Genomic DNA, 22,767 nt, shown 5'->3' on the forward strand with positions numbered 1-22,767 from the left:
GGAATATTCGGGAATATGATTCGGAAAGCAGTGGTGTCGAACAATGTCGGTTGAACTCGAATTTGTTGACGCCGTCCGGGTTGCCGATGGCGACGCGGGACGCGTTGTGGGTCGATCTCTCAGGGCGTTGAGGCAGGCTGCGGGCTTTACTCAACTCGAGATGGCCAAGCGTTTGGGCGTCGGGCAAGCAGCGATCTCCAAGATCGAACAACGAGGCGATGTCCAGATCTCCTCGTTGCAGCGCTACGTCGAGGCTCTCGGTGCCAGCTTGCGCATCGATGCAGCATTTCCAGTTCATTCGGAGTTCGGAGTGCGGATCCAAGCCGAGCTTGGCGGAGCCGATGCCGACGACGATCAGTATATCCTTCCGATTTTTGGCGATCGCGACGATGCCCGCCCTGCAAAACGGGACATCGTTATCAGCATAAAGCCGAACTATTCGGGCAAGATTTTCGATGGCGTGAAGACCATCGAGCTGAGAAGACGTTTCCCTTTGTCCGTATCTCCCGGCGCTACGGCCTATATCTATTCTACTTCTCCAGAAATGGCTTTGGTGGGCGCTATTAAAATTGAGACCGTTGAACGTCTCGAACTCTCTGTCCTGTGGAAAAAGCACGGCCGATCTGCATCGATCACGAAAGCCGATTTTGACGAGTACTTTAGTGGCCTGGAAGAAGGCTTTGCACTAAAACTGTCGGCACCGCGCCGATTTACGAGGCCGCTGACCTTGCCTGAACTGAAGGAGCGATTTGGATTTAAGGCTCCGCAGTCTTTCCTCTACGCGAAGCCCGACCTTCAAAAGGCACTGCGGAATGAGCACACAAACATATCTGATTGATACAAATGTAATTATTCATCTGGAAGACAATAAAACCGTAGAGCCGGCCTTTTCCGCACTTACAAGCCTCGCCGCCAAGCACAAGGTCGATATTTTCGTGCATGAGGCGGCACGCGACGATGTTGGTCGCGACAAGGATACAGCCCGTCGAGCGATATCTCTGAGTAAGCTCGGTAAATTTCAATCCCTATCAAAAGTCCGCGGCTTGAGCGTGACAGAGCTTTCGAACGCATTCGGGCCTCTTCCGAAGCACAACGACATAGTCGATGCGACCCTGCTGCATGCTCTTCACATCGGCGCCGTGGACTTTCTTGTAAGCCAGGACAGAGGTCTCCACGAGCGGGCCAGGCGCCATTCTCCAGAACTCGGTCGCCGCGTGCTCTATGTAGCAGACGCTGTTCAGCTCCTTCGAACGACTTATGAGCCGATCGAAGCGCCGGTACGTTTCATCGATGAGGTCGTCGCTCACGCGATACCCCTGACGGACACTATCTTTGACAGTCTCCGGGAGGACTATCCTGGTTTTGATAAATGGTGGTCGGAAAAATGCGTAAAGCAGCGGCGCCTTTGCTGGATCATCGAGGACGACGGAATTGCCGGCCTTCTCGTCAGAAAGGATGAGACCGGCTCGGATACTGACGCAACTGAAAAAGCCAACAAGATACTGAAGATCTGCACGTTCAAGGTTCGGCCAGAGAGGCGTGGCCTTAAACTCGGTGAATTGCTTTTGAAGAAGGTCTTCTGGTTCGCTCAAAAGAACAAATATGACCTCGTCTATGTCACCACGTACGAGGGCCAGACCTCCCTCATCGATCTTCTTGAGTATTTCGGGTTCACCCACACTGCGACAAAAGAGGACGATGAGAGGATCTATGAAAAACGCATGGGCACGCGCGCACCCACGCCGGGAGATGGCGACAATCACTTTGATGTCCATCGGGTGAATTATCCGCGCTTCGCCATCATGCCGGACACTGCGGCGTTTGGCATCCCGATCAAAGAGGGGTACCACGATATCCTCTATCCAGATCTCAGGCAGCAGAACCAGTTGGATCTCTTCGGAGCACTCGGAGGAGGAGGCCCGCGGCGACCAGGAAACACAATCCGAAAGGTGTATCTGTGCCGGGCACCATCTAATTTGGGCCCGGCAGGTTCAATCCTATTCTTCTACAAGGGCAAATCGTTGTTATCACCGTCGCAGGCACTGTCGGCAATTGGAATACTCGAGGACGTTCGTCTTGCGCGATCCACGAGAGAGCTGCTCCAGATGACAGGCGGGCGGTCAGTATATAGTGAAAAAGACCTTGAGGGTTGGCAGGCATCTGCCGAATCGCCCGTCAAAGTCATAAACTACCTGCTCGCCGCGTATATTGATCCGGCTATCGGGCTGAAGCAGCTTAGAGAAAGTAAGGTTATTGCGGAGCATCCGCCTCAATCGATCTTTCGCATACCGCGCCCTCGTCTGGATAACCTGCTTTCGCAGATAGACCTCGGATTTCAAGCATGAGCAGGCGGAAGGTTGTTGCCTTGGCAGGTCTGTCAGGCATCGGGAAGTCGACACTTCTCGAAGATGCGCGACGAAGACTTGTTTTTGAGCACTTGCAGGCCAGTGATCTCATCAAGTCGGAGAGGCAGGAGCGCCAAGGCAAGCCTGTAGCCCACGATCTTCTGCGCGAGGGAAATATCGACGACAACCAGACCCTTCTGCTATCCGGTTTCATGAGACACGCGCCGAAAGAAGGATTGATCGTTCTCGACGGTCATACCATCATAGATACCCCTGATGGACTGGTGGAAATTTCGCCTTCAATTTTTTCGGCTATCGGTGTTTCCCGCTTCGTTGTCTTGGTCGATGACGTTGAAAAGATCGCGTTGCGACGTTTGTCGGATACGCGGAGGACGAGACCCTTCCGATCGTCAGAGGAGCTAGCTGAACATCAGGAACGGTCCGTGCTTGCGACCTATCGTGCGGCGCTGGCTCTCCGTGTGCCTTTGCTCATTGTTAGCTTGAACGAACATTCCGATATCGCAATGTTTCTCGATGAGTAGTTCGGCCCACCACCGGTGGCAGCGTTGTTATTTTGGCATCGCTACAAGGCCGCCATGCCTATCGGTGTACAGTGGACTAAGACCGCCGGTCTGTTCAAGCCAACGCCGATAGCCGGAAATTTCTGGATTCGAATTCTGGACGTCAAACTACCCACCTAGCCTATGATTCCGCGGAGTTCGTCGTTGCGCCGGGCGCTAGAAAATCTTCTCGGTGGGAAGTCCGAGCGCGAATGAACCCGCGTATTGCGCCTGGGCTCCAGGCTGCATCGGATGATAGCGAGCGCCCTGTATGTCACGGAAGCAGCGCTCCAGCCCGTTCTCTCGATAGAATGCCGCGCCGCCTGCGACCTCCATTGCAAGCTCCGTCACCTCGATAGCATGCCGTGCGACCATGGAGCGGCCGATCATAACCTCGTTGACGGTTTCCGCGGACGGTTCGTTTCGAGCAACTACCTCTAACATCCAGCGATGCGCGATCTGTGCGGCCCTCAGAGAGGTTTCCATGCGCCCGACCAACCCGATCACATGATCGCTGTTGGCCTTGCTACGGACCATCTTGACTGCGATGTCGCGGGCGCTCTCGGCGACGCCAAGATAGACCGCGTAGATCAGAGGAAACGCGATCATGGCGATGACTTGAAATACTGGATGCCATTGCCCCGCGCTTCTGGAAAATGCGACACTCGCATCCGGCACGAAGAGGTTTTCGATGATGATATCGTTTGACCCGGTTCCCCTCATTCCAAGTGTTCGCCACGTATCCTCTATCGAAACCTCTGGCGATGCCATCGGAACGCCGAAATGAATGACGGAGCGCGCGCCGTCCTGTTCTTCATAAACGGCACCGGTCATCAGGATGTTTCCTGCCGCCGCGCCGGACGTGAAGCGTTTACGCGCGGTGATCCGGTATCCGCCATCAACTTTCATGGCCTTGCCCGATCCGCCGATCCAGTCCGATCCGCCGCTCGAGAGCAATATGATTTGCTCCGATGCAACACGTCTCAGGAGCGGTTCCACCGCGGCCACCTTTTGATGCCGCCAGCGCCAGGCGGGGATGGCGACTTGATGGGTATGCATGGAAAAGGCAAGCGCAGTGGACCCACATGCACGAGCAATGGATTTGAGCATCTCAGAAAGTTCGGGCACTTCCGCGCCCAGCCCGCCCAATTCGATTGGAACGCCTGCCCGCACAAGTCCAGATTCCTTTAGAAGCGCGTAATTCTCGCCGACGAAGGTGTCGCTCTCGTCGATCGATGCGGCGCGTTGCGCGATGGTGGGCAGGACCGAATTGATTAGTTCGACAATGGTCCGACCGCTGGCAAGGTTCTGTTTTGGTTCTGCAGGCCCGAGCATATCAATGCCTCCTATCTCGTGAGGATGAAACTCTGCGCTCGTTTCACAATTGTGGCTAGTACACGAACTGTACTGAACTGCGCCTCCGTATGGCTGGGCGAGGAGCATTTGGCGGACCGGTTGTTTTGCAATATTGTGCCTGATCCAGACCGTTGGAGGTCCTTATGGTAGAGCGTGACGGCTACGGGCAATTCTGTCCAGTATCAATGGCGTCGGAAATCCTCTGCTCGCGGTGGACGACCTTGGTCGTCCGGGAATTCCTTTGCGGATCGACGCGCTTTAATGAGTTGCGTCGCGGTCTACCAAAAATGTCTCCGGCACTCCTATCAAAACGACTGAAAGAACTGGAACAATCGGGCGTCATCACGGTGACAAGGAGTGCGAGCGGCATTACCGATTACCAACTCACGGCAGCGGGCGAAGAATTGAGACCTCTGATCATAGGTCTCGGAAATTGGGCTCAACGGTGGATGGAATCGCGACTTTCCTTGAAGAATCTCGACCCTTCTCTGCTCATGTGGGACATGCGGCGGAGCCTCGATACAAGAAGACTTCCGACCCGCCGTTGTACGATACAGTTTCTGTACCCGGAACTTTCGGCTGCGCAAAAGAGCTGGTGGCTTGTGGTCGAAAACGGAAAAGTCGATCTCTGCAACTTCGATCCGGGCTATGATGTAGACCCTCTCGTTGAAGGGTCGCTCCGTTCGATGACCGCAATTTGGATGGGCCTCACGACCATACGTCAGGAAACCGATGCAGAAACGCTGAAACTTGAAGGGGACAGGGTCCTCGCGCGCGACATGCAGGAATGGCTCGGTCTTAGTGTGTTTGCCAAACCCCCCCGGATGAGGGCTTGAACCATCGAAGGCGAGTGGTTCTGACGGATACAGCCCAGCAACGAAGACCCGTCACCCCAGCCGGAAAATTGGCACGCACTCCTGCAGAAGCCGGTCCGCGTCTTGACAGCCGTGACCCCAAAACGGCCGGGCAGCAAATTCCCTGACCCCCGGTCATTTAGGCCGGTTTGAATCTGAGCCGCCGCGGGCAGCAGCTTTCGGCGTAGACGATCTGGCTCTTGGATGACCGAATTGCGGGCGCAAAGCAGCCGCATCCTTCAACAACGAACAGATGTCCGCCTCCGGTAGCGTTTGCTACCTGATCCCACTCTTCGTGGCAGTGCACCACCCTTGACGGATGGCCGTGATCGCTTAGTCTGCCGTCATCATCCTCCGGAGCATTTCCATGACGCAGCCTTTGCTCTTTGGCGCTTTTCTGGCGGCGCTCTTTTACGTGCTCATTCCAGGCCCCGCCTTCTTGCAGCTGCTCGGTATCGGTGCCGGGCAGGGCCGCAAGGCCGGCGCCTTCTTCATGATGGGGCATCTGGTCGGGGATCTCATCTGGTCGTCGCTGGCGCTGATCGCGATCGTCGGGGCAAAGACGATCGGAACCTTCGTCTTCGACCTGCTTGGCCTTGCCTGCGGTTTCTACCTCGCCTGGATCGGCTGGAGCGCCGTCAATGCCAAGCCGAAAGCGGAAGGGCAGGCGCTTGTTGTGGTCGAGCGGCCGTTTCGCCGCGGACTGATCTTCGGCGTCACCAATCCAAAGGGTTATCCGGTGGCGCTCGCCACCTTCACCGCACTCGTTGCAGGCTCGGCCGGCGCTCTCGATTTCGAGGCGCTGCCGGTGCTGCTCGTCGTGTCGTTCGTCGGTTTCGTGACGGCCGACATCATCCTGATCGGCATCATCGGCGCCGGCACGGTGCGGCGCTTCTATCGCGCCCATGAGCGGCTGATCGTGCGCTGCTCCGGCGTGCTTTTCATGGGATTTGCCGCTCAGGCGCTCTGGCACGCAACGCCCGGCCTGCTCGGCTGGCGCAAGGCCTGATTAAAGCGCGTCGTGCCCGAGACATGCGACGCGCTTGTCTTTGATTTATGCATGCGTGAGGTCAGGCATTCAGGAAGCTGACGATCGATTTCAGCGTCTGGACCTCTTCAGAATCGCCGATCGACATGGCGATCTGCAGCTGGTTCTGGTAGTAATCGAGGAAATTGAAGCTGGTGCCGTCGGTGACGCTGGAGAGATCGATGATGTTGCCGAGCGGATCGATCGCATGCATCGGCAGCGGTTCGGAGATCGCGGCGTAGGTGTTTTGATCGATCAGGCCACTGTCGAAACCCTGGCGTGCGTAGTTGCGCAGTTCTCCAGGGCTGACCGCGGTGAAATCCGGGCCTTCGCCAACTTCGTCTTCGATCTGGAACGAGGCCAAGGCCGGAGCTCTGGTCTCGATTTGAATATCAGAGGTCTTCGAACTTTTTGCGTTATTAGGATTGTTTTTAAAAAGCAAACTCTGAGAAGACCGCACAGAAAAAATTTCCATGGCGCATGTCCCCTTACAAGAAGAACATCGGAAAACTAGCGCTTGCGCGTGATTCGCGTCAATCGTTAACGATTGGTTAATTTTCACGTATCAATTGTTGTCCACCGGATTTGGCAGGCCCCCGCCAGATTTGCCAGGCGAGGCAAAAGGTCCTTCCCGGCAACATACCAATTCTATGACGGCTCTCCTATATTGACGATCCATCTGCATGCCAAAAGGAATTCTCCGATGCCTTCTCCACATGATTTCAATCCGGCGCTGGTGACCTGGGACGGTCTTCACGGTCTGCCGCGTTTCGATGCTGTTGATGACGGTGATTTTGCCGCCGCCTTCGAAGCCGCGCTTGCCGCGCATGAAAAGGAGATCGACGAGATCGCCGGAAACGGCGATGCGCCGACATTCGACAATACGGTCGTGGCGCTGGAGATTGCCGGCGACGCGCTGTCGCGCGTTTCGTCGCTGTTCTGGAACAAGGCGGGCGCCCATACTAATGATGTGATCCAGGCGCTGGAGCGGGAGATCTCGCCGAAGATGTCGCGCCACTATTCGAAGATCGGGATGAATGCAGCGCTTTTTGCCCGCATCGACGCGCTCTGGGAGAGCCGCGAGACGCTTGGTCTGACGCTCGAACAGACACGCGTGCTGGAGCGCCACTGGAAAGGCTTCGTCAAATCGGGCGCCAAGCTCGAAAAGGCCGAGCAGGAAAAACTCGCCGCGATCAATGAAAAGCTTGCCGGCCTCGGGACGCAATTCGGCCAGAACGTGCTGGCCGACGAGAAGGCCTGGGCTCTGGTGCTTTCTGATGGACCCGAGCTGGAGGGCCTGCCGGAATTCCTTCGCGACGCGATGGCGGCAGCAGCGCGCGAACGCGGCGAGGAGGGCAAGTATGCCGTGACGCTGTCACGCTCGATCATCGAGCCGTTCCTCACCTTTTCGGAGCGCCGCGATCTGCGCGAGCAGGCTTTCAAGGCGTGGGTGGCGCGCGGCGAAAATGCCGGAGAGACGGATAACCGCGCCGTCATCAAGGAAACGCTGGCGCTGCGCCATCAGGTGGCGACGCTGCTTGGCTACGACAATTTCGCCGAGCTGAAGCTCGACAACACGATGGCGAAGACGGCGGATGCGGTGAACGGCCTGCTGAGGGCTGTCTGGGCGCGGGCGGTGAAACGCGCCGGCGAGGAGGAGATCGATATCGCGGCACTGATCGCCGAGGAAGGCCGGAACCACGAGGTGATGCCCTGGGACTGGCGCCACTATGCCGAAAAGATCCGCGCACGGAAGTTCGATTTCTCCGAAGCCGAGCTCAAGCCTTATCTACAGCTCGAGAAGATCATCGAAGCCTGCTTCGACGTGGCCGGCCGGCTGTTCGACATCCGGGCCGTCGAGAAGAAGGGCGTGGCCGCCTATCACCCTGACGTCAGGGTGTTCGAAATCAGGGACCGCGAGGACAAGCTCGTCGCCCTCTTCCTCGGCGATTATTTCGCCCGCAGTTCGAAACGATCAGGCGCCTGGATGAGCTCGTTGCAATCGCAGCACAAGCTGCAGCTGAAGAACGGCCGCCACGGCGAATTGCCGATCATCTATAATGTCTGCAACTTCGCCAAGCCGGCGGAAGACAAGCCGGCGCTGCTGTCGCTCGACGATGCCCGCACGCTGTTCCACGAATTCGGCCATGCGCTGCACGGCATGCTTTCGAACGTCACCTATCCCTCGGTTGCGGGCACCGGCGTCTCGCGCGATTTCGTCGAGCTGCCCTCGCAGCTCTATGAGCACTGGCTGACGGTGCCCGATATTCTGAAGCGCTATGCCCTGCATGTCGAAACCGGCGATCCGATGCCGCAGGCCCTGCTCGATAAGGTGCTTGCCGCCCGCACCTTCAATGCCGGCTTCAATACCGTCGAGTTCACCTCGTCGGCGCTGGTCGATATGGCGTTTCACACGAGAAAGGCCGTCGAGGACCCGATGGCGGTGCAGGGCGAGGTGCTGGCCGAGATCGGCATGCCGAAGTCGATCGTCATGCGCCATGCGACGCCGCACTTCCAGCACATCTTCTCCGGCGGCTATTCGGCCGGCTATTACTCCTACATGTGGTCGGAGGTGCTCGACGCCGACGCCTTTGCCGCCTTCGAGGAGACGGGAGACGCCTTCAACGGCGAAATGGCCCGCAAGCTCAAGGAGAATATCTATTCCGTCGGCGGTTCGGTCGATCCGGAAGACGCTTACAAGGCCTTCCGCGGCAAGCTGCCGAGCCCGGATGCGATGCTCGTCAAAAAGGGACTTTCGACCTTCGAGGAATTGACAGGCAGCGACGCCTAAGACAATTTGATGACACGCTATGATGCGGCGGGGCGACAGCCTTGCCGCAGCTTTTGCGCGTTCCCCCCTTTCGCAAACGCAAAAAAAACTGTATGGACGCCCCAAACTAATAGGCGCGCCCTCTAGAGCGTGCGCCCCAGCCTCAGAGATTTCACATATGTCACTTCGCAATATCGCGATCATCGCGCACGTTGACCATGGCAAAACGACCCTGGTGGATGAGCTTCTCAAGCAGTCCGGCTCGTTCCGCGAAAATCAGCGTGTCGCTGAACGCGTGATGGACTCGAACGATCTCGAAAAAGAACGCGGCATCACCATTCTCGCCAAGGCGACCTCGGTGGAATGGAAGGGTGTCCGCATCAACATCGTCGACACCCCCGGCCACGCCGACTTTGGCGGTGAAGTCGAGCGCATTCTCTCGATGGTGGATGGCGCGATCGTTCTCGTCGACTCCTCTGAAGGCCCGATGCCGCAGACCAAGTTCGTTGTCTCCAAGGCGTTGAAGGTCGGTCTTCGTCCGATCGTCGCGATCAACAAGATCGACCGTCCTGATGGCCGCCACGAAGAAGTCATCAACGAAGTCTTCGATCTTTTCGCCAATCTCGACGCGACCGACGAGCAGCTCGACTTCCCGATCCTCTACGGTTCCGGCCGCGACGGCTGGATGAACGTCAATCCGGAAGGTCCGAAGGATCAGGGTCTTACGCCGCTTCTCGACCTGGTGCTCAAGCATGTTCCGGAGCCGACCGTCCACGAAGGTCCGTTCACGATGATCGGCACGATCCTCGAAGCCAACCCCTTCCTCGGCCGCATCATCACCGGTCGTATCAATTCCGGTTCCATCAAGCCGAACCAGGCGGTGAAGGTTCTCCACGCCGACGGCAAGACGATCGAAACCGGCCGTATTTCGAAAATTCTCGCTTTCCGCGGCATCGAGCGCACGGCGATCGACGAAGCGCATCAGGGCGATATTATCGCGATTGCCGGCCTTTCCAAGGGCACGGTCGCCGATACCTTCTGCGATCCTTCGATCACAATACCGTTGCCGGCGCAGCCGATCGATCCGCCGACCGTCACCATGTCCTTCATCGTCAACGATAGCCCGCTGGCCGGCACCGAAGGCGACAAGGTGACCTCACGCGTCATCCGCGACCGTCTCTTCAAGGAAGCAGAAGGCAACGTCGCCCTGAAGATCGAAGAAGCCGAAGGCAAGGATTCGTTCTACGTGTCCGGCCGCGGCGAACTTCAGCTCGCCGTTCTCATCGAAACCATGCGTCGCGAAGGCTTCGAGCTTGCCGTGTCGCGTCCGCGCGTCGTGATGCACAAGGATGAAAGCGGCCAGCTTCTTGAGCCGGTCGAAGAAGTCGTCATCGACGTCGACGAAGAACATTCCGGTGTCGTCGTGCAGAAGATGTCCGAGCGCAAGGCCGAAATGGTCGAGCTGCGTCCGTCGGGCGGCAACCGCCTTCGCCTGCGTTTCTACGCACCGACCCGTGGCCTGATCGGCTACCAGTCGGAGCTGCTGACGGATACGCGCGGCACGGCGATCATGAACCGCCTGTTCCACGACTATCAGCCCTACAAGGGTGTGATCGGTGGCCGCGTCAACGGCGTGCTGCTCGCCAACGCTCCCGGCGAAGCCGTCGCCTATGCGATGTTCAACTTGGAAGATCGCGGCCCGATGATCATCGAGCCGGGCGAAAAGGTCTATGCCGGCATGATCATCGGCATCCATTCGCGCGACAACGACCTTGAAGTCAACGTCCTAAAGGGCAAGCAGCTCACCAACATCCGCGCCGCCGGCAAGGACGAAGCGGTGAAGCTGACGCCGCCGATCCGCATGACGCTTGATCGCGCGCTCTCCTGGATCCAGGATGACGAGCTGATGGAAGTGACCCCGAAGAATATTCGTCTGCGCAAGATGTATCTCGACGCAAACGATCGCAAGCGTTTCGAAAAGACGAAGGCGGCGCTCTGAGCGCCATTCAAAGTGCTATAGCGTCTTGCGGCTCTCGAAAAGAGGCGCGGCGCTGGAGAGAAATCCTTCAAAACCCCGGCCCTCGCGCCGGGGTTTTTTTATTGTGCGCCGCGTCGATTCCATCTTGTGACAATCGTTAAAAAAGCGTTAACTTTTGATCGTCGTCCACATATCAAGTCTGTGGGCAATCGATCACAATGCCCCTGTGCATATGGTTAATTGCCCTCGGCGGGACCAGAGTAAACGTTATGAAGACGTTGTCCATCGATGTCCGGCGGGCCGAGCCGCAAGATGCCCGAGCCATATCGGAAACACACAGGCTTGCCTGGCAACACACCTACGCGGGCATCATTCCGCATCGCGCGCTGACGCAGATGATCGAGCGGCGCGGCGAAAGCTGGTGGCGCAAGGCGACGCGCGGACCGGCAACGCTGCTGGTTCTCGATGTTGCCGGAACAGTTGCCGGCTATGCGACGCTCGGCCTCAACCGCGCCCGCGCTCTGCCGCAGGAAGGCGAAATTTACGAGCTTTATCTTCGGCCTGAGTATCAGGGCATCGGCCTCGGCAGGATGCTGTTCGGCGAAGCGCGCCGGCTCTTGAAGTCGCTCGGCTGCAACGGGCTGGTCGTCTGGTGCCTCGAGGATAACGAGACCGCCAGCCACTTCTACCGCAATCATGGCGGCGTCGATTTCTGCGAAGGCATGGAAAGTTTCGACCACAGGCAATTGAAGAAGATCGGCTTCATCTGGAGCTGAACGGCCGTTCAAGGTGCCACAGTGCGCTCGGCGTCTGAAAAGACGCCGCGGCGCTGGAGTCGATGTTCGCCTATCTCCTATTGGAAACTTTTGATGTGAATGTGGGCCGGTGCAGTCAAGCATTGGCGCTGTGCGATGTTGCGTTGCCACATGAAACTGATTATCTGGCTGCCAGCACATTCAACCTCGCGGGAGTTTCTTATGCGCATCGACGCCATTGCAATCGGTAATAATCCACCTGAGGACGTCAACGTTATCGTTGAGGTTCCGGTCGGCGGTCATCCCATCAAGTATGAGATGGACAAGGAAGCCGGCACGCTGGTGGTCGACCGTTTCCTCTATACGCCGATGACCTATCCGGGCAATTATGGTTTCGTGCCGCACACGCTGTCGGAAGATGGAGACCCGATCGACGTGCTGATCGCCAGCACCCGCCCGCTGGTTCCCGGCTGCGTCATCAATGTGCGCCCGATCGGCGTCCTGAAGATGGAAGACAATTCCGGCAAGGACGAGAAGATCATCGCCGTGCCGTCGCCGAAGCTGACGCTGCGCTATGAGAAGGTGAAGGACTACACCGATCTTCCCGAGATCACGCTGAAGCAGATCGAGCACTTCTTCGAGCACTACAAGGATCTGGAACCCGGCAAGTGGGTGAAGATCTTCGGCTGGGGCGACTCCAAGGAAGCAGGCGAACTCATCCTCGAAGCCGTCGAGCGCGCCAAGAAGAAAGGCTGATCGCTCAGCCTAAAAATATCTCGAGCTTTTTTACCAAATCCTCCGGATCGCCGTCGATCCGGAGGATTTTTTTGCGCGCGGTCTCACCCGAGACGAGGCTGACGCTGGATTTGGGAATGCGCAGGGATCTTGCGATCAAAAGGATGAGCGCCTTGTTGGCCTTGCCCTTCTCGGGCACGGCAGTGACGCGTGCCTTCAGGAAAGATTCACCCTCGCCGTCGGCCTCAATGCCATCGATCGCGTCACGCCCGCCATTCGGCGTCAGCCGGACGGCAAGGCGCAGATGGTCACCGAAAAGGCTCCAGGGACGGCTCAAGCGACCAGCGGGTACACCGTGGTCCAAAGCAGGGTTCGCAGGAAGAAGATGATCAGCAGCAGGATGATCGGCGAAATGTCGATGCCGCCAAGGTTCGGCAGCAGGCGGCGGATCGGCTTCAGCACCGGTTCGGTGACATTATAGAGGAATGTGCCGACCGAATTGACGAACTGATTGCTTGAATTGATAACATTGAAAGCATAGAGCCAGGAAAAAATGGCACTGGCAATCAGGATCCAGGTGTAAATATTCAAAGCCAAATCAATGGTTTGAAACAGCGCAAACATCATCGTCTCCAATTCGTTGTTGACAGACATGTAGACATTGGCGACTAAACGGGCAAGTGCCGTGTGGAAACGCACGGTGAATCATGTTTAACGGGCGGCATTGCAGCTATTCCGGCGCCCGTCTCCTCGGAAAACATCCATGTCGTTTTCGCCCACCGGAGACCGTTTTGCCGCGTTCCGGCATTCGTCCTACACGCGGTTCTTCTTCGCGCGCTTCCTGCTTTCCTTCTCGCAGCAGATCGTCAGCGTCGCCGTCGGCTGGCAGATGTACGACCAGACGGGCAGCGCGATCTATCTCGGCTTGATCGGTCTCGTGCAGTTCCTGCCGTCGCTGCTGCTCATCCTCGTCACCGGTTCGGTGGCCGACCGGTACAATCGCCGGGCGATCGCCGCACTCTGTTCGCTGGTGAGCGCGCTCTGCACGCTGGCACTGCTTGTCATGACTTTGATGGGAAGCTTTACGCCGCTGCCTGTCTTCGCGGTGCTTTTGATCTTCGGCATCGAGCGCGCCTTCATGTCGCCGGCGGTGCAGTCGCTGGCGCCCAATCTCGTGCCGGAGGAGGCACTCTCCAATGCGATCGCCTGGAATTCGTCCTCCTGGCAGCTCGCGGCAATCACCGGGCCGGTGCTCGGTGGCCTGCTCTACGGTGTCAGTGCGCCGACTGCCTATACGGTGGCGGTGATCTTTTCCGTGCTCGGTGCGGCCCTTCTCTACATGATCCCGAAACCGGTGCAGAAGACGACCGGCGAGACCAAGAGCTGGGCGATGATCCTCGGCGGCTTCAGCTTCATCCGCGCCGAAAAGGTGGTGCTCGGGGCGATCTCGCTCGATCTCTTCGCCGTGCTGCTCGGCGGGGCCACGGCGCTGATGCCGATCTTCGCACGCGATATCCTCACCCTCGGTCCCTGGGGCCTCGGACTGCTGCGCGCCGCACCGGGACTTGGCGCCATCGTCATGGCGATCTTCCTTGCCGCCTATCCGCTCAGACATCGCGCCGGCATCTACATGTTCATCGGCGTCGCCCTGTTCGGCGTCGGAACGATCATCTTCGGCGTCTCGACCAACACCGAGGTCTCGATCGCGGCGCTGGCGCTGATGGGTGCGGCCGACATGGTGTCGGTCTATGTACGCGAGAGCCTGATTGCGCTCTGGACGCCGGATCATCTGCGCGGCCGTGTCAATGCGGTCAACATGGTCTTCGTCGGCGCTTCGAACGAACTCGGGGAATTCAGGGCGGGCACGATGGCGGCGCTGTTCGGCGCGGTGCCGGCGGTTGTCATCGGCGGTGTCGGGACGCTTGTCGTGGCGGCGATCTGGGCGTCGAGTTTCCCCAAACTGCGTGGGATCGATACGCTCGACGCGCCCAGCGCATCGTCGGAATCGGTTTAAGTTTTGCGATAACGACATGCGTTGAAAATAAAGACCTAAAGCGCGACGCGCTTTAGGCGCGAAGAGCGATAGAGGACGCCGCCTTCGCCGTCTTTCCCTCGAAGACGATGTCGAGAAATTCGGTCAGCCAGGCTTTCAGCGGCGCGTCGAACAGCATGCGGCCTTCGAGATGTTCGCGGCCCTGCTGGGCGTTCGGCAGGATGAAGCGATGGGCGCCATGCACGACCCAGCGATGCATCATCACCCGGGTCAGTTCGGCATGGAACTGCAGGCCCCAGGCGTTGCCGTCGTAGCGGAAGGCCTGGTTCGGATAGGCATCGCCTTCGGCCAGCAGGTCGGCGCCACGCGGCAGCTCGAAGCCTTCGCGGTGGAAATGATAGACCATCTTCGGCCAGTGCATCAGCAGGCGGCCCTTCTCGGTCGGGTGCAGCGGATACCAGCCGATCTCCGTCGAGCCGTCGGCATTCGACTGCACCTTGCCGCCGAGATGACGCACCAGCATCTGCGCGCCGAGGCAGATACCGAGATAGGGGCGTTTTTCCCGGAGCGGAATATCAATCCAGTCGATCTCCTTCTTGACGAAGTCATCGGGATCATTGGCGCTCATCGGCCCGCCGAAGACGACGGCGCCGGCATAGTCTTCAAGTGTTGTCGGAAGCGGCTGGCCGAGAACCGGGCGACGGATATCGAGGCGGTAGCCCTTTTCGACGAGCAATTGGCCGACACGGCCGGGGCTCGACCGCTCCTGATGCAGGACGATGAGGATCGGGCGCTCGTCGCGGTTCGGGTTTTGCTCAGTCGGCATCATCTTGCGCAACCTGGACATCTGTCACCCTGGCGGCGGCCTCCTGCCGCTTCTGGATGCGCTCGCGCGAGGAGACGCCGAGCAGATCGGCGATACGCCAGATCACATGGTCTTCCATCTCGCTGCGCTCGCCATCGGCATAGACGATGTCCCAGAGGATGCCGATTAGTTCCAGCCGTTGCTCGGTATTGAGATGACGTTTCAGATCGGCGGTGAAGCGATAATAGTCGACGGCGGAGCTTTCGGCCTCGAGACCGGCGGCCATCAGAGCATCGAGCTGCTTGCCGTCGAGCGCATACTGCTCCTTCAGGAGTTTGCGCAGCCGCTTCTTCTCGCTGGCTTTGATCTGACCGTCGGCCTCCATGACCTGCATGCAGAGCGCTGCCACTGTGATGCGTGGATCATCAGGGGCAAAGCCTTTCTTCGGGTTGTCGGCGGTGAGCTTCTGGAAGAATGCCTGAAAGCGTTCGAACATGCGGTTTTCGTTCCATTTCAAAAAAGGCGGAGCCGTGTCTTGGGTTCCGGTTCCACCCTGGGATCGCGAACGCCGGGATCATCCGGCAGTCCGCCAAAGAAAGGTTTTGCCTCGCTCGGCGCCGGCGCTTTATCGCTCACGGCCGGTTCGGCGGGTTTCGGTTTTGCCGGTGCCGGTGCTGGTGCCGGCGCGGGGCGCACGGCCTCGGCAATCGTCGCAGCGCGTTCCAACTCGATGATGCGATGGTCGTTGACGGGGCTTTCCGGTCTGACGTCACGCAGCGGCGGCAATGTCTTCAAAGCCGTTTCGATAGAGGCCGGGGCCGAACCGTCTTCGAGCGTACCCTCGATCTGGCCGAAGGGCGCCTTCCATTCGAAGGCGTCGAGGCGGCCGGTCACCGGCGATACCGGCAGCCACTTGTCCGATACGAAGCCGTCTGCCACCCAGGCCGGATCGCGCGGCGCCTTGAGCGCCTGGGCCAGCCAATGGCGCACGCGGCCCTGGTCTCCGGTCTCGGCTTCCTCGATGTCGGCCAAAAGCAGGTAGGCTGCTTCACGCGGCTGCATGCGCGCCGCTGCCTCCGCTTTGGCGCGAGCCTTGGCGAATTGCTGCGCGTCGAGGGCTGCCTGGGCGACGACGAGAAGGGATTCGACGTTGTTCGGGCGCTGCCCTTCCAGCCGTTCGGCACGCTTCAGCCGGTCGAGCGTCGAATCGCCGCTGCGGGCCCTGACATAGGCTTGGCCGATTTCAGGATGAGGGGCCGATTTCCATGCCTGTTCAAGGATCGAGGCGGCCTTGCGCACGCCGCCTTCGCGAAACAGCGCCTTTGCGGCGATGAGGGCTGCCGGAATGAAATCGGCGGCTAGCTTCAACGCCTGCAGAGCGTCGTCGCGGGCACCCGTCGGGTTGCTTTCCAGCTTCTCGCCGGCGCGCGCCGTCAAGAGGACGGCGTGCAAACGGTTGGCTTCGGCCTTTTCGACGACGCGGGCGGCCTTTTGCTGTTCGAGCAGGCGGATCGCATCATCCCAGCGGCCAGCCTGGCTGCGATATTCGAGCGTCGCCTGTGCGGCCCAGGGAAGATAAGGCGCGTTGTCGGCAGCCTTTTCGGCATATTGGCGGGCGGCCTCGTTGGCCCCGAGACGGCGGGCTTCCAGATAGAGGCCGCGCAGACCGAGCTCGCGCGTCTCGGGATCGTTGGCCATGGCCTCGAACTTGGCGCGCGCCTCATCATGGCGACCTTCGATCAGGGCGGCCTGGGCCTCGAGCAGGTTGATCAGCGGTTCCTGATCGGCGCGGATCAGGCCGCGCGAGCGGGCGGCCATCTTGCGGGCAAGCAGCGCATTGCCGGCGCCGGCGGCGATCAGGCCGGTCGACAGCGCCTGATAACCGCGGTCCCGCTTGCGGGCGCGGAAATAACGCGTCACCGAATGCGGCGAGGTCCAGACCAGGCGGACGAACCACCAGGCGATCATCACGGCGGCGACCAGCGCGATGATTGCGCTGGCGGCGACGATCAGCTTCGTCTGGTAGATCTGGCCCTCCCAGATCAGCGAGAGGTCACCGGGACGATCGGCCAGCCAGGAGAAGCCATAGGCAAGAAGCAGCACGAAGAGGGCGAAGACGACAAGGCGGATCAGCATGGTCTCATCCTTCCTTGCCGGTGCCAGAAACCGCTTTCGACAGCGCGCCGCCGACCAGTTCCTCGACGCGGATGCGCGCTTCGAGCGATTGCTTGAAGGCGGCGGACGCCTGTTTGCCGAGGGCGGGCAGGCTGTTCCATTCGGCGGAAGCGCCGGGCAGGTCGCCGTTCTTCACCTTCTCCTCCATGCGGGCGGCGATAGCTTCGACGCTTTCACCCTCGATATTGCCGACGGGACGAACGGTCACCAGCGACTTGGCGCTCGACATCAGCCGGTCCGACCAGCTCTGGTTCGGATCCGGCTGGTTGACGGCTTCGACGATCGCGGTGGCGACATCGGGAACCTCGCCCACCAGCTCGGTGCGTGAGGGAATGCCGATCTCGGCAAAGGCTCTGAGGTCGGCGACGGCTGGATCGTCGGGCGCGACGCCGGCGAAGGTGTCGAGTTCGGCCAGGAACGGGCCACCGCGATCGATCGCCGCCTTCAGGGCGGCAGCGGCGATCGCCCGGGCAACGGCGACGTCCTCGCGCGGCTCGCTCAGCTTCTTTTCGGCCTCTTCCAGGCGCTTGGCGATATCGGCGCGGTTCGTCGTCTGCTGCTCGGAAGACTGGGCAAGCATCGAGCGCAGCTGGTCGACCTGACCGGTCAGTTCCGCAATCTTCTGGTTGAGTGCCTCGACGTTGACAGAATCGGCTGGTGCGGCGACTGCGGGGGCCCTCGCAGTCGTTTCCAGCGCAGCGACGCGTTTCGCAAGCTCGCCGTCGTCCGTGCCCGCCGGATTGGCGGCAAGGTTGGCGACGGTCTGTTTCAGGCCGTCGATCTCACCGGCAAGATTGGCCGTCTCGGGCGAGGTCGTCTGCGGCACGGAGGAGCCCGGGAGGTAACCGGCATACTGAATGGCGCCGGCGCCAAGCAGCGCCACGAGGCCGCCGAAGATGCCGGCGGCAATGAGGCCGGAGGTGCCGGCGCTCTTCGGCGCGGGCTGTTCAGGAGGAGGGGTGAAGGAAGGTTCTGGAGCTGCCGGTTCCTCCTCCGGCGCATCCATCACAGGCTTCTCTTCATGTTCGGCATGCGACGCAGTCTCGGTTTCGGGCGCCAGGCCGGCGTCGGCGGTAGTGCTGTCGGCATCGCCGGTTTCATTGTCTACCGGCTTTTCGGTATCGGCTCCAGCGGCGAATTCCTGTGCATCGAGGTCGATCGTGACCGGCTCGTCGGCGCTCTTCGAATGGCGTGGCGGATTTCCCGATACCATGAGGTCCTCTTTATCCTGCATTGCAACGAAACTAGACAGTGATGCCAGTTAAGGGAAGAGGTTAGATCAAATTTGGGCAGCTAGAGCCTTCAAAGCAGCGACAAAAGGCTTTTCTCTTCCGGCATCGGCGACATCACTACGTTTTTTCGAAGTGCCGCCGGAACGGCCTCGGCCACGGCCTCGCTAAGGCAGAAAAGGCGGATTCCGCTGTGTTCCGGCAGGGCGGATCTCAGTTCCGGCACGCGAAAGAAATCCTCGGCCGTCTGCCGGGAATAGAAGAGAATGGCGTCGGGGCCAGACCTTGAGAAAATCGCTTCGATCTCGGCCGAGCCGGGGACGATCGGCTGCATGCGATAACATTCGGCGACGGAAAAGCGGATGCCGAGTTCGCGCAAGCCTGATTCGAAAGTTTCGGCGCGGGGCATGCCGGCAAGATAGAGCAACCCGTCGGCGCCCCGCGCCGCGACGAGATCGGCGAGATCGCCGCCGTTGCCCTGGGATGAGGCGACCGATCGGAAGCCGAGACTGCGCGCCTCTTCCGCCGTGGTTTCGCCGACCGCAAAAAGCGGACGGGCAAGATGCGGGTGAAGTTTCTCGCCGAGCGCGGAGAGGACCCTGATGGCTTCGGCGCTGGTCACCGCGATTGCGCCACCGGTGATGGCGAGCGCGTCTGCGGCGGCATTGCTGTCGTGCACCGGCTGACGCAGCGGCAGCAGTAGCGGCTCGTGGCCCATATCGCGCAGACGTTGTGCGGTTCTCGTCGCCGAATGCGCGGGGCGGGTGACGAGCACGCGCATGGCCGCTTCAGTGCCAGTCGTCGAAAAAGGCGCTGCCGGCCCTGGCGCGCACGTCCTGGCCGGCGCGGGTGCCGAGTGCTGCCGCATCGCGGCGGTGGCCGTCGGTCGTCACCGCATGCTGGCTGCGGCCGTCGGGGGTGATGATGAGGCCGGAGAACCGGATCAGGTCGCCTTCGCAGACGGCGTAACCGCCGATCGGCGTGCGGCAGGAGCCGTCGAGTGCGGCGAGGAAGGCGCGTTCGCAGGAGACGGTGTCGAAGGTCGGGCCATCGTTAACAGGTGCCAGCAGATCGTCGACCCTGGCATCGCCGATGCGGCTTTCGATGCAGATCGCTCCCTGCGCCGGCGCCGGCGGGAAGGTGTCGGGGTCGAGGATATCGGTCAGCACGTCGACCTTGCCGAGACGCTTCAGGCCGGCAAGCGCCAGCAGGGTTGCATCCACCTCGCCCGCTTCGAGCTTGCGCAGGCGCGTTTCGACGAGGCCGCGGAAGGTGACGACGTTGATATCCGGCCGCATGCGGCGGATCAGCGCCTGGCGGCGGAGCGAGGATGAACCGACGGTGGCGCCATGCGGCAGGTCGATCAGCTTTCGGGCGGTGCGGCCGATGACGGCGTCGCGGATATCCTCGCGCGGCAGGTAGGCGGAGAGATAAAGCCCCTCGGGCAGCTTCGTCGCCATGTCCTTGGCGGAATGCACGGCGAAATCCAGCTCGCCGGCGGCAAGCTTCTGTTCGAGCTCTTCGGTGAACAGGCCCTTGCCGCCGATCTCGGCCAGCGACCGGTCGGTGATGCGGTCGCCCTTGGTGGTCAGCACGACGATCTCGAACATGTCCTCGGGCAGATGATGCGCCGCCATCAGCCTGTCGCGGGCCTCATGCGCCTGGGCAAGCGCCAGCGGGCTGCCCCGAGTGCCGATCCGGAAAGGTTTTGTTTGCATCCGCTCTATTCCGTTGTTACCGGAGTTCTCGTAAACGGGTTTCCATCCCATCGCAATCAACGAACAGGCTTCATGGTTCCCTTTCTGCGCATCCTTGGCATCGAAACGAGCTGCGACGAGACCGCCGCCGCGGTCGTCGAGCGCGATGCTGAGGGGCATTCCAACGTGCTGTCGGATGTCGTGCTTTCCCAGCTCGACGAGCATAGCGCCTATGGCGGCGTGGTGCCAGAGATCGCCGCACGCGCCCATGTTGAGGCACTCGACGAGCTGATCGAGGAAGCGCTGAAGCGCGCCAATGTGTCGCTCAACGACGTCGACGCCATCGCCGCCACGTCGGGCCCGGGGCTGATCGGCGGGCTACTGGTGGGATTGATGACCGGCAAGGCGATCGCCAGAGCCGCCGGCAAGCCGCTCTATGCGATCAACCATCTCGAAGGCCATGCGCTGACGGCGCGGCTGACGGACGGGCTTTCCTTTCCCTATCTGATGCTGCTCGTCTCCGGCGGCCATACCCAGCTCATCCTGGTGCGCGGCGTCGGACAATACGAGCGCTGGGGCACCACGATCGACGATGCGCTCGGCGAAGCCTTCGATAAGACGGCAAAGTTGCTCGGCCTGCCCTATCCCGGCGGCCCGGCGGTAGAGCGGATGGCGCGGGACGGCAATCCCGATCGTTTCGATTTTCCGCGGCCACTGGTCGGCGAGGCGAGGCTCGATTTCTCCTTCTCTGGCCTGAAGACGGCGGTGCGGCAGGCGGCGCAGGATATCGCGCCGCTTAGTGATCAGGACGTGGCGGATATCTGCGCCTCGTTCCAGAAGGCGGTTTCGCGGACGCTGAAGGACCGTATCGGCCGCGGCCTGCAGCGGTTCAAGACGGAATTTCCGGCGACATTCCCAGCGACTGGCGAAAAGCCGGCGCTCGTCGTTGCTGGCGGTGTCGCCGCCAATCTCGAACTGCGCGGCACGCTGCAGGCGTTGTGCGACAAGAAAGGCTTCCGCTTCGTCGCGCCGCCGCTCAGGCTCTGCACCGACAATGCGGTGATGATCGCCTGGGCGGGACTGGAGCGGATGGCGACCGGCGCTGCGCCGGATGCGCTCGACGTGCAGCCACGCTCGCGCTGGCCGCTCGATTCCAATGCGGAAACGCTGATCGGTTTCGGAAAACGAGGGGCCAAGGCATGAGCGAAAACATCGCCGTCGTCGGATCGGGGGCTTTCGGCACGGCGCTTGCCGCCGTCATCGCGCTTGCCGGCCGCAGCGCCGTGACACTCGTCGGGCGTGATCCGTCCCTGATTGCCGATCTGAAGGCCGAACGGGTGCATGATGCGGTACTGCCCGGCATTCTCCTGCCCGATACGCTGGAATTTTCTGCCGAGGCGGATGCGATCACTGGTGCCTCCATCGTGCTTTTTGCGATGCCGTCGCAGGCGCAGGCCGATGCGGCGCGGCAATACGGACCTTGTCTCTCCAAGGATGCTGTGGTCGTCACCTGCGCCAAGGGCATCGAACGGGCGACCGGCAATCTTTTGACCGACATGCTGGAACGGGAGCTGCCGGACCATCCCGTCGCCGTGCTCTCAGGTCCGGGTTTTGCCGCCGATATCGCCAAGGGCCTGCCGACGGCGATGGCAATTGCTGCAGCCGACATGGAAATTGCCGAGCGGCTCGCTCTGGCGATTTCCGGGCGGACCTTCCGGCTCTACGCTTCCAACGACCGGATCGGCGTGCAGCTCGGCGGCGCGCTGAAGAATGTGCTGGCGATCGCCTGCGGCATCGTCGAAGGCCGTGGCATCGGTGATTCGGCGCGTGCGGCGCTGATTGCGCGCGGGCTTGCCGAAATGTCGCGTTTCGTCGTCGCCAAGGGTGGGCAGGCGGATACGGTGCGCGGGCTTTCCGGCCTCGGCGATCTGGTGCTGACGGCAACGAGCCATCAATCGCGAAACCTGCGCTTCGGCATCGCGCTCGGGCGCGGCGAAAAGACTGATCCCCTACAGGGCGCGCTGGTGGAAGGCGCGTTTGCAGCCTCCGTCGCCTCGCGGCTTGCGGCGGAGTTGAAGGTCAGCATGCCGATCACCGATGCCATTTCCGCCATCATCGATGGCAGGCTCGATATATCAGAGGCGATAGAGCAGCTGATGACGCGTCCGATCACCACCGAATAGGAGACAGACATGCTTTTCGCCCTTCTCTGCAAGGACAAACCGGGACATCTGAACTTGCGCATGGATACGCGTCCGACGCATATCGAATATCTGAACAACCTGAATGCCGAGGGCACGCTGAAGATCGCCGGCCCGTTTCTCGATGACGACGGCAAGCCCTGCGGCAGCCTGATCATCGTCGAAGCGGAATCGAAAGAGGCGGCGCGTGCGCTTGCCGATGCCGATCCCTATGCCAAGGCCGGACTATTCGAAAGCGTCGACGTCAAGGCCTACAACTGGGTCTTCAACAAACCGGAGGCGTGAGC

The 22,767-nt window shown here is 60.5% G+C and carries 23 protein-coding genes; 13 read left to right on the forward strand and 10 right to left on the reverse strand.

What is annotated here, in order from left to right; all coding sequences use genetic code 11:
- The first annotated feature begins 43 nt into the window (after positions 1-43).
- From FY112_RS35980 to FY112_RS35990, 3 genes are read left to right on the forward strand one after another with little or no spacing between them, the layout of a single operon-like run.
- Positions 44-838: a helix-turn-helix domain-containing protein gene (locus tag FY112_RS35980; RefSeq protein WP_151520447.1), complete on the forward strand. Its 795-nt coding sequence runs from the start codon at positions 44-46 to the stop codon at positions 836-838.
- On the forward strand, positions 813-2,345 hold the full coding sequence (locus FY112_RS35985; RefSeq protein ID WP_151520448.1) for a GNAT family N-acetyltransferase: 1,533 nt from the start codon (positions 813-815) through the stop codon (positions 2,343-2,345). The genes FY112_RS35980 and FY112_RS35985 overlap by 26 nt, the downstream gene beginning before the upstream one ends.
- Complete coding sequence (locus tag FY112_RS35990; RefSeq protein WP_151520449.1) at positions 2,342-2,887, forward strand: AAA family ATPase; 546 nt, start codon at positions 2,342-2,344, stop codon at positions 2,885-2,887. Before FY112_RS35985 ends, FY112_RS35990 begins: the two co-directional genes overlap by 4 nt.
- A gap of 195 nt (positions 2,888-3,082) precedes the next feature.
- Here the strand turns inward: FY112_RS35990 and FY112_RS35995 are convergent, their stop codons facing one another.
- Positions 3,083-4,240 (reverse strand): acyl-CoA dehydrogenase family protein, encoded by a 1,158-nt coding sequence (locus FY112_RS35995; protein WP_151520450.1) that lies wholly within the window; start codon positions 4,238-4,240, stop codon positions 3,083-3,085.
- 164 nt (positions 4,241-4,404) lie between these two features.
- On the opposite strand from FY112_RS35995, the gene FY112_RS36000 reads away from it, so the two are divergent.
- Complete coding sequence (locus tag FY112_RS36000; RefSeq protein WP_151520451.1) at positions 4,405-5,097, forward strand: helix-turn-helix domain-containing protein; 693 nt, start codon at positions 4,405-4,407, stop codon at positions 5,095-5,097.
- 385 nt (positions 5,098-5,482) lie between these two features.
- Complete coding sequence (locus tag FY112_RS36005) at positions 5,483-6,124, forward strand: LysE family translocator (RefSeq protein WP_151520452.1); 642 nt, start codon at positions 5,483-5,485, stop codon at positions 6,122-6,124.
- A gap of 61 nt (positions 6,125-6,185) precedes the next feature.
- Here the strand turns inward: FY112_RS36005 and FY112_RS36010 are convergent, their stop codons facing one another.
- Complete coding sequence (locus FY112_RS36010) at positions 6,186-6,617, reverse strand: hypothetical protein (protein ID WP_151520453.1); 432 nt, start codon at positions 6,615-6,617, stop codon at positions 6,186-6,188.
- A gap of 228 nt (positions 6,618-6,845) precedes the next feature.
- On the opposite strand from FY112_RS36010, the gene FY112_RS36015 reads away from it, so the two are divergent.
- The 4 genes from FY112_RS36015 (at position 6,846) to ppa (ending at position 12,401) form a co-directional block, all read left to right on the forward strand.
- Positions 6,846-8,933: a M3 family metallopeptidase gene (locus FY112_RS36015; RefSeq protein WP_151520454.1), complete on the forward strand. Its 2,088-nt coding sequence runs from the start codon at positions 6,846-6,848 to the stop codon at positions 8,931-8,933.
- A gap of 157 nt (positions 8,934-9,090) precedes the next feature.
- Positions 9,091-10,911, forward strand: coding sequence for a translational GTPase TypA (gene typA, locus FY112_RS36020; protein ID WP_062941305.1), 1,821 nt, complete (start codon positions 9,091-9,093; stop codon positions 10,909-10,911).
- Positions 10,912-11,159: 248 nt separating this feature from the next.
- Positions 11,160-11,666 carry a GNAT family N-acetyltransferase gene (locus tag FY112_RS36025; protein WP_003543622.1) on the forward strand — a complete coding sequence of 169 codons (507 nt, stop codon included), beginning with the start codon at positions 11,160-11,162 and terminating at the stop codon, positions 11,664-11,666.
- A gap of 201 nt (positions 11,667-11,867) precedes the next feature.
- Positions 11,868-12,401 (forward strand): inorganic diphosphatase, encoded by a 534-nt coding sequence (gene ppa, locus FY112_RS36030; RefSeq protein ID WP_012759330.1) that lies wholly within the window; start codon positions 11,868-11,870, stop codon positions 12,399-12,401.
- 4 nt (positions 12,402-12,405) lie between these two features.
- Here ppa and FY112_RS36035 read toward each other — a convergent pair whose 3' ends face one another.
- Positions 12,406-12,717 (reverse strand): DUF167 domain-containing protein, encoded by a 312-nt coding sequence (locus FY112_RS36035; RefSeq protein WP_151520455.1) that lies wholly within the window; start codon positions 12,715-12,717, stop codon positions 12,406-12,408.
- Positions 12,714-13,004 carry a YggT family protein gene (locus tag FY112_RS36040; protein WP_026158917.1) on the reverse strand — a complete coding sequence of 97 codons (291 nt, stop codon included), beginning with the start codon at positions 13,002-13,004 and terminating at the stop codon, positions 12,714-12,716. Before FY112_RS36040 ends, FY112_RS36035 begins: the two co-directional genes overlap by 4 nt.
- Before the next feature lie 139 nt (positions 13,005-13,143).
- On the opposite strand from FY112_RS36040, the gene FY112_RS36045 reads away from it, so the two are divergent.
- Positions 13,144-14,394: an MFS transporter gene (locus tag FY112_RS36045; RefSeq protein WP_017962411.1), complete on the forward strand. Its 1,251-nt coding sequence runs from the start codon at positions 13,144-13,146 to the stop codon at positions 14,392-14,394.
- 52 nt (positions 14,395-14,446) lie between these two features.
- On the opposite strand, the gene FY112_RS36050 is transcribed toward FY112_RS36045, so the two are convergent.
- The 6 genes from FY112_RS36050 to hemC all read right to left on the reverse strand — a co-directional run bounded on the left by FY112_RS36050 (position 14,447) and on the right by hemC (position 20,300).
- Entirely contained in the window at positions 14,447-15,220 is a 774-nt protein-coding gene (locus FY112_RS36050) for a glutamine amidotransferase (protein ID WP_043294601.1), read from the reverse strand.
- Positions 15,189-15,674: a TerB family tellurite resistance protein gene (locus FY112_RS36055; protein WP_017962409.1), complete on the reverse strand. Its 486-nt coding sequence runs from the start codon at positions 15,672-15,674 to the stop codon at positions 15,189-15,191. The genes FY112_RS36050 and FY112_RS36055 overlap by 32 nt, the downstream gene beginning before the upstream one ends.
- A 17-nt stretch (positions 15,675-15,691) precedes the next feature.
- Positions 15,692-17,314, reverse strand: a complete 1,623-nt coding sequence (locus tag FY112_RS36060; RefSeq protein WP_017962408.1) for a heme biosynthesis protein HemY — start codon at positions 17,312-17,314, stop codon at positions 15,692-15,694.
- Between the two features lie 4 nt (positions 17,315-17,318).
- Positions 17,319-18,587: a COG4223 family protein gene (locus FY112_RS36065; protein ID WP_181018328.1), complete on the reverse strand. Its 1,269-nt coding sequence runs from the start codon at positions 18,585-18,587 to the stop codon at positions 17,319-17,321.
- A gap of 68 nt (positions 18,588-18,655) precedes the next feature.
- Complete coding sequence (locus FY112_RS36070; protein ID WP_094087213.1) at positions 18,656-19,363, reverse strand: uroporphyrinogen-III synthase; 708 nt, start codon at positions 19,361-19,363, stop codon at positions 18,656-18,658.
- A 7-nt stretch (positions 19,364-19,370) separates the two neighbouring features.
- Positions 19,371-20,300: a hydroxymethylbilane synthase gene (hemC, locus tag FY112_RS36075; RefSeq protein ID WP_077977850.1), complete on the reverse strand. Its 930-nt coding sequence runs from the start codon at positions 20,298-20,300 to the stop codon at positions 19,371-19,373.
- A gap of 72 nt (positions 20,301-20,372) precedes the next feature.
- Between hemC and tsaD the strand changes: the two genes are divergently transcribed.
- The 3 genes from tsaD to FY112_RS36090 are packed head-to-tail and all read left to right on the forward strand — an operon-like array spanning position 20,373 to position 22,765.
- Positions 20,373-21,482: a tRNA (adenosine(37)-N6)-threonylcarbamoyltransferase complex transferase subunit TsaD gene (gene tsaD, locus FY112_RS36080; RefSeq protein WP_151520457.1), complete on the forward strand. Its 1,110-nt coding sequence runs from the start codon at positions 20,373-20,375 to the stop codon at positions 21,480-21,482.
- A complete protein-coding gene (locus FY112_RS36085) occupies positions 21,479-22,462 on the forward strand; it encodes an NAD(P)H-dependent glycerol-3-phosphate dehydrogenase (protein WP_151520458.1) in 984 nt (327 codons plus the stop codon). Before tsaD ends, FY112_RS36085 begins: the two co-directional genes overlap by 4 nt.
- A 9-nt stretch (positions 22,463-22,471) precedes the next feature.
- Positions 22,472-22,765, forward strand: a complete 294-nt coding sequence (locus FY112_RS36090) for a YciI-like protein (protein ID WP_151520459.1) — start codon at positions 22,472-22,474, stop codon at positions 22,763-22,765.
- Positions 22,766-22,767 lie beyond the last annotated feature (2 nt).

This window comes from Rhizobium sp. PEPV16 (genome assembly GCF_008919455.1).
GTDB lineage: Bacteria > Pseudomonadota > Alphaproteobacteria > Rhizobiales > Rhizobiaceae > Rhizobium > Rhizobium leguminosarum_Q.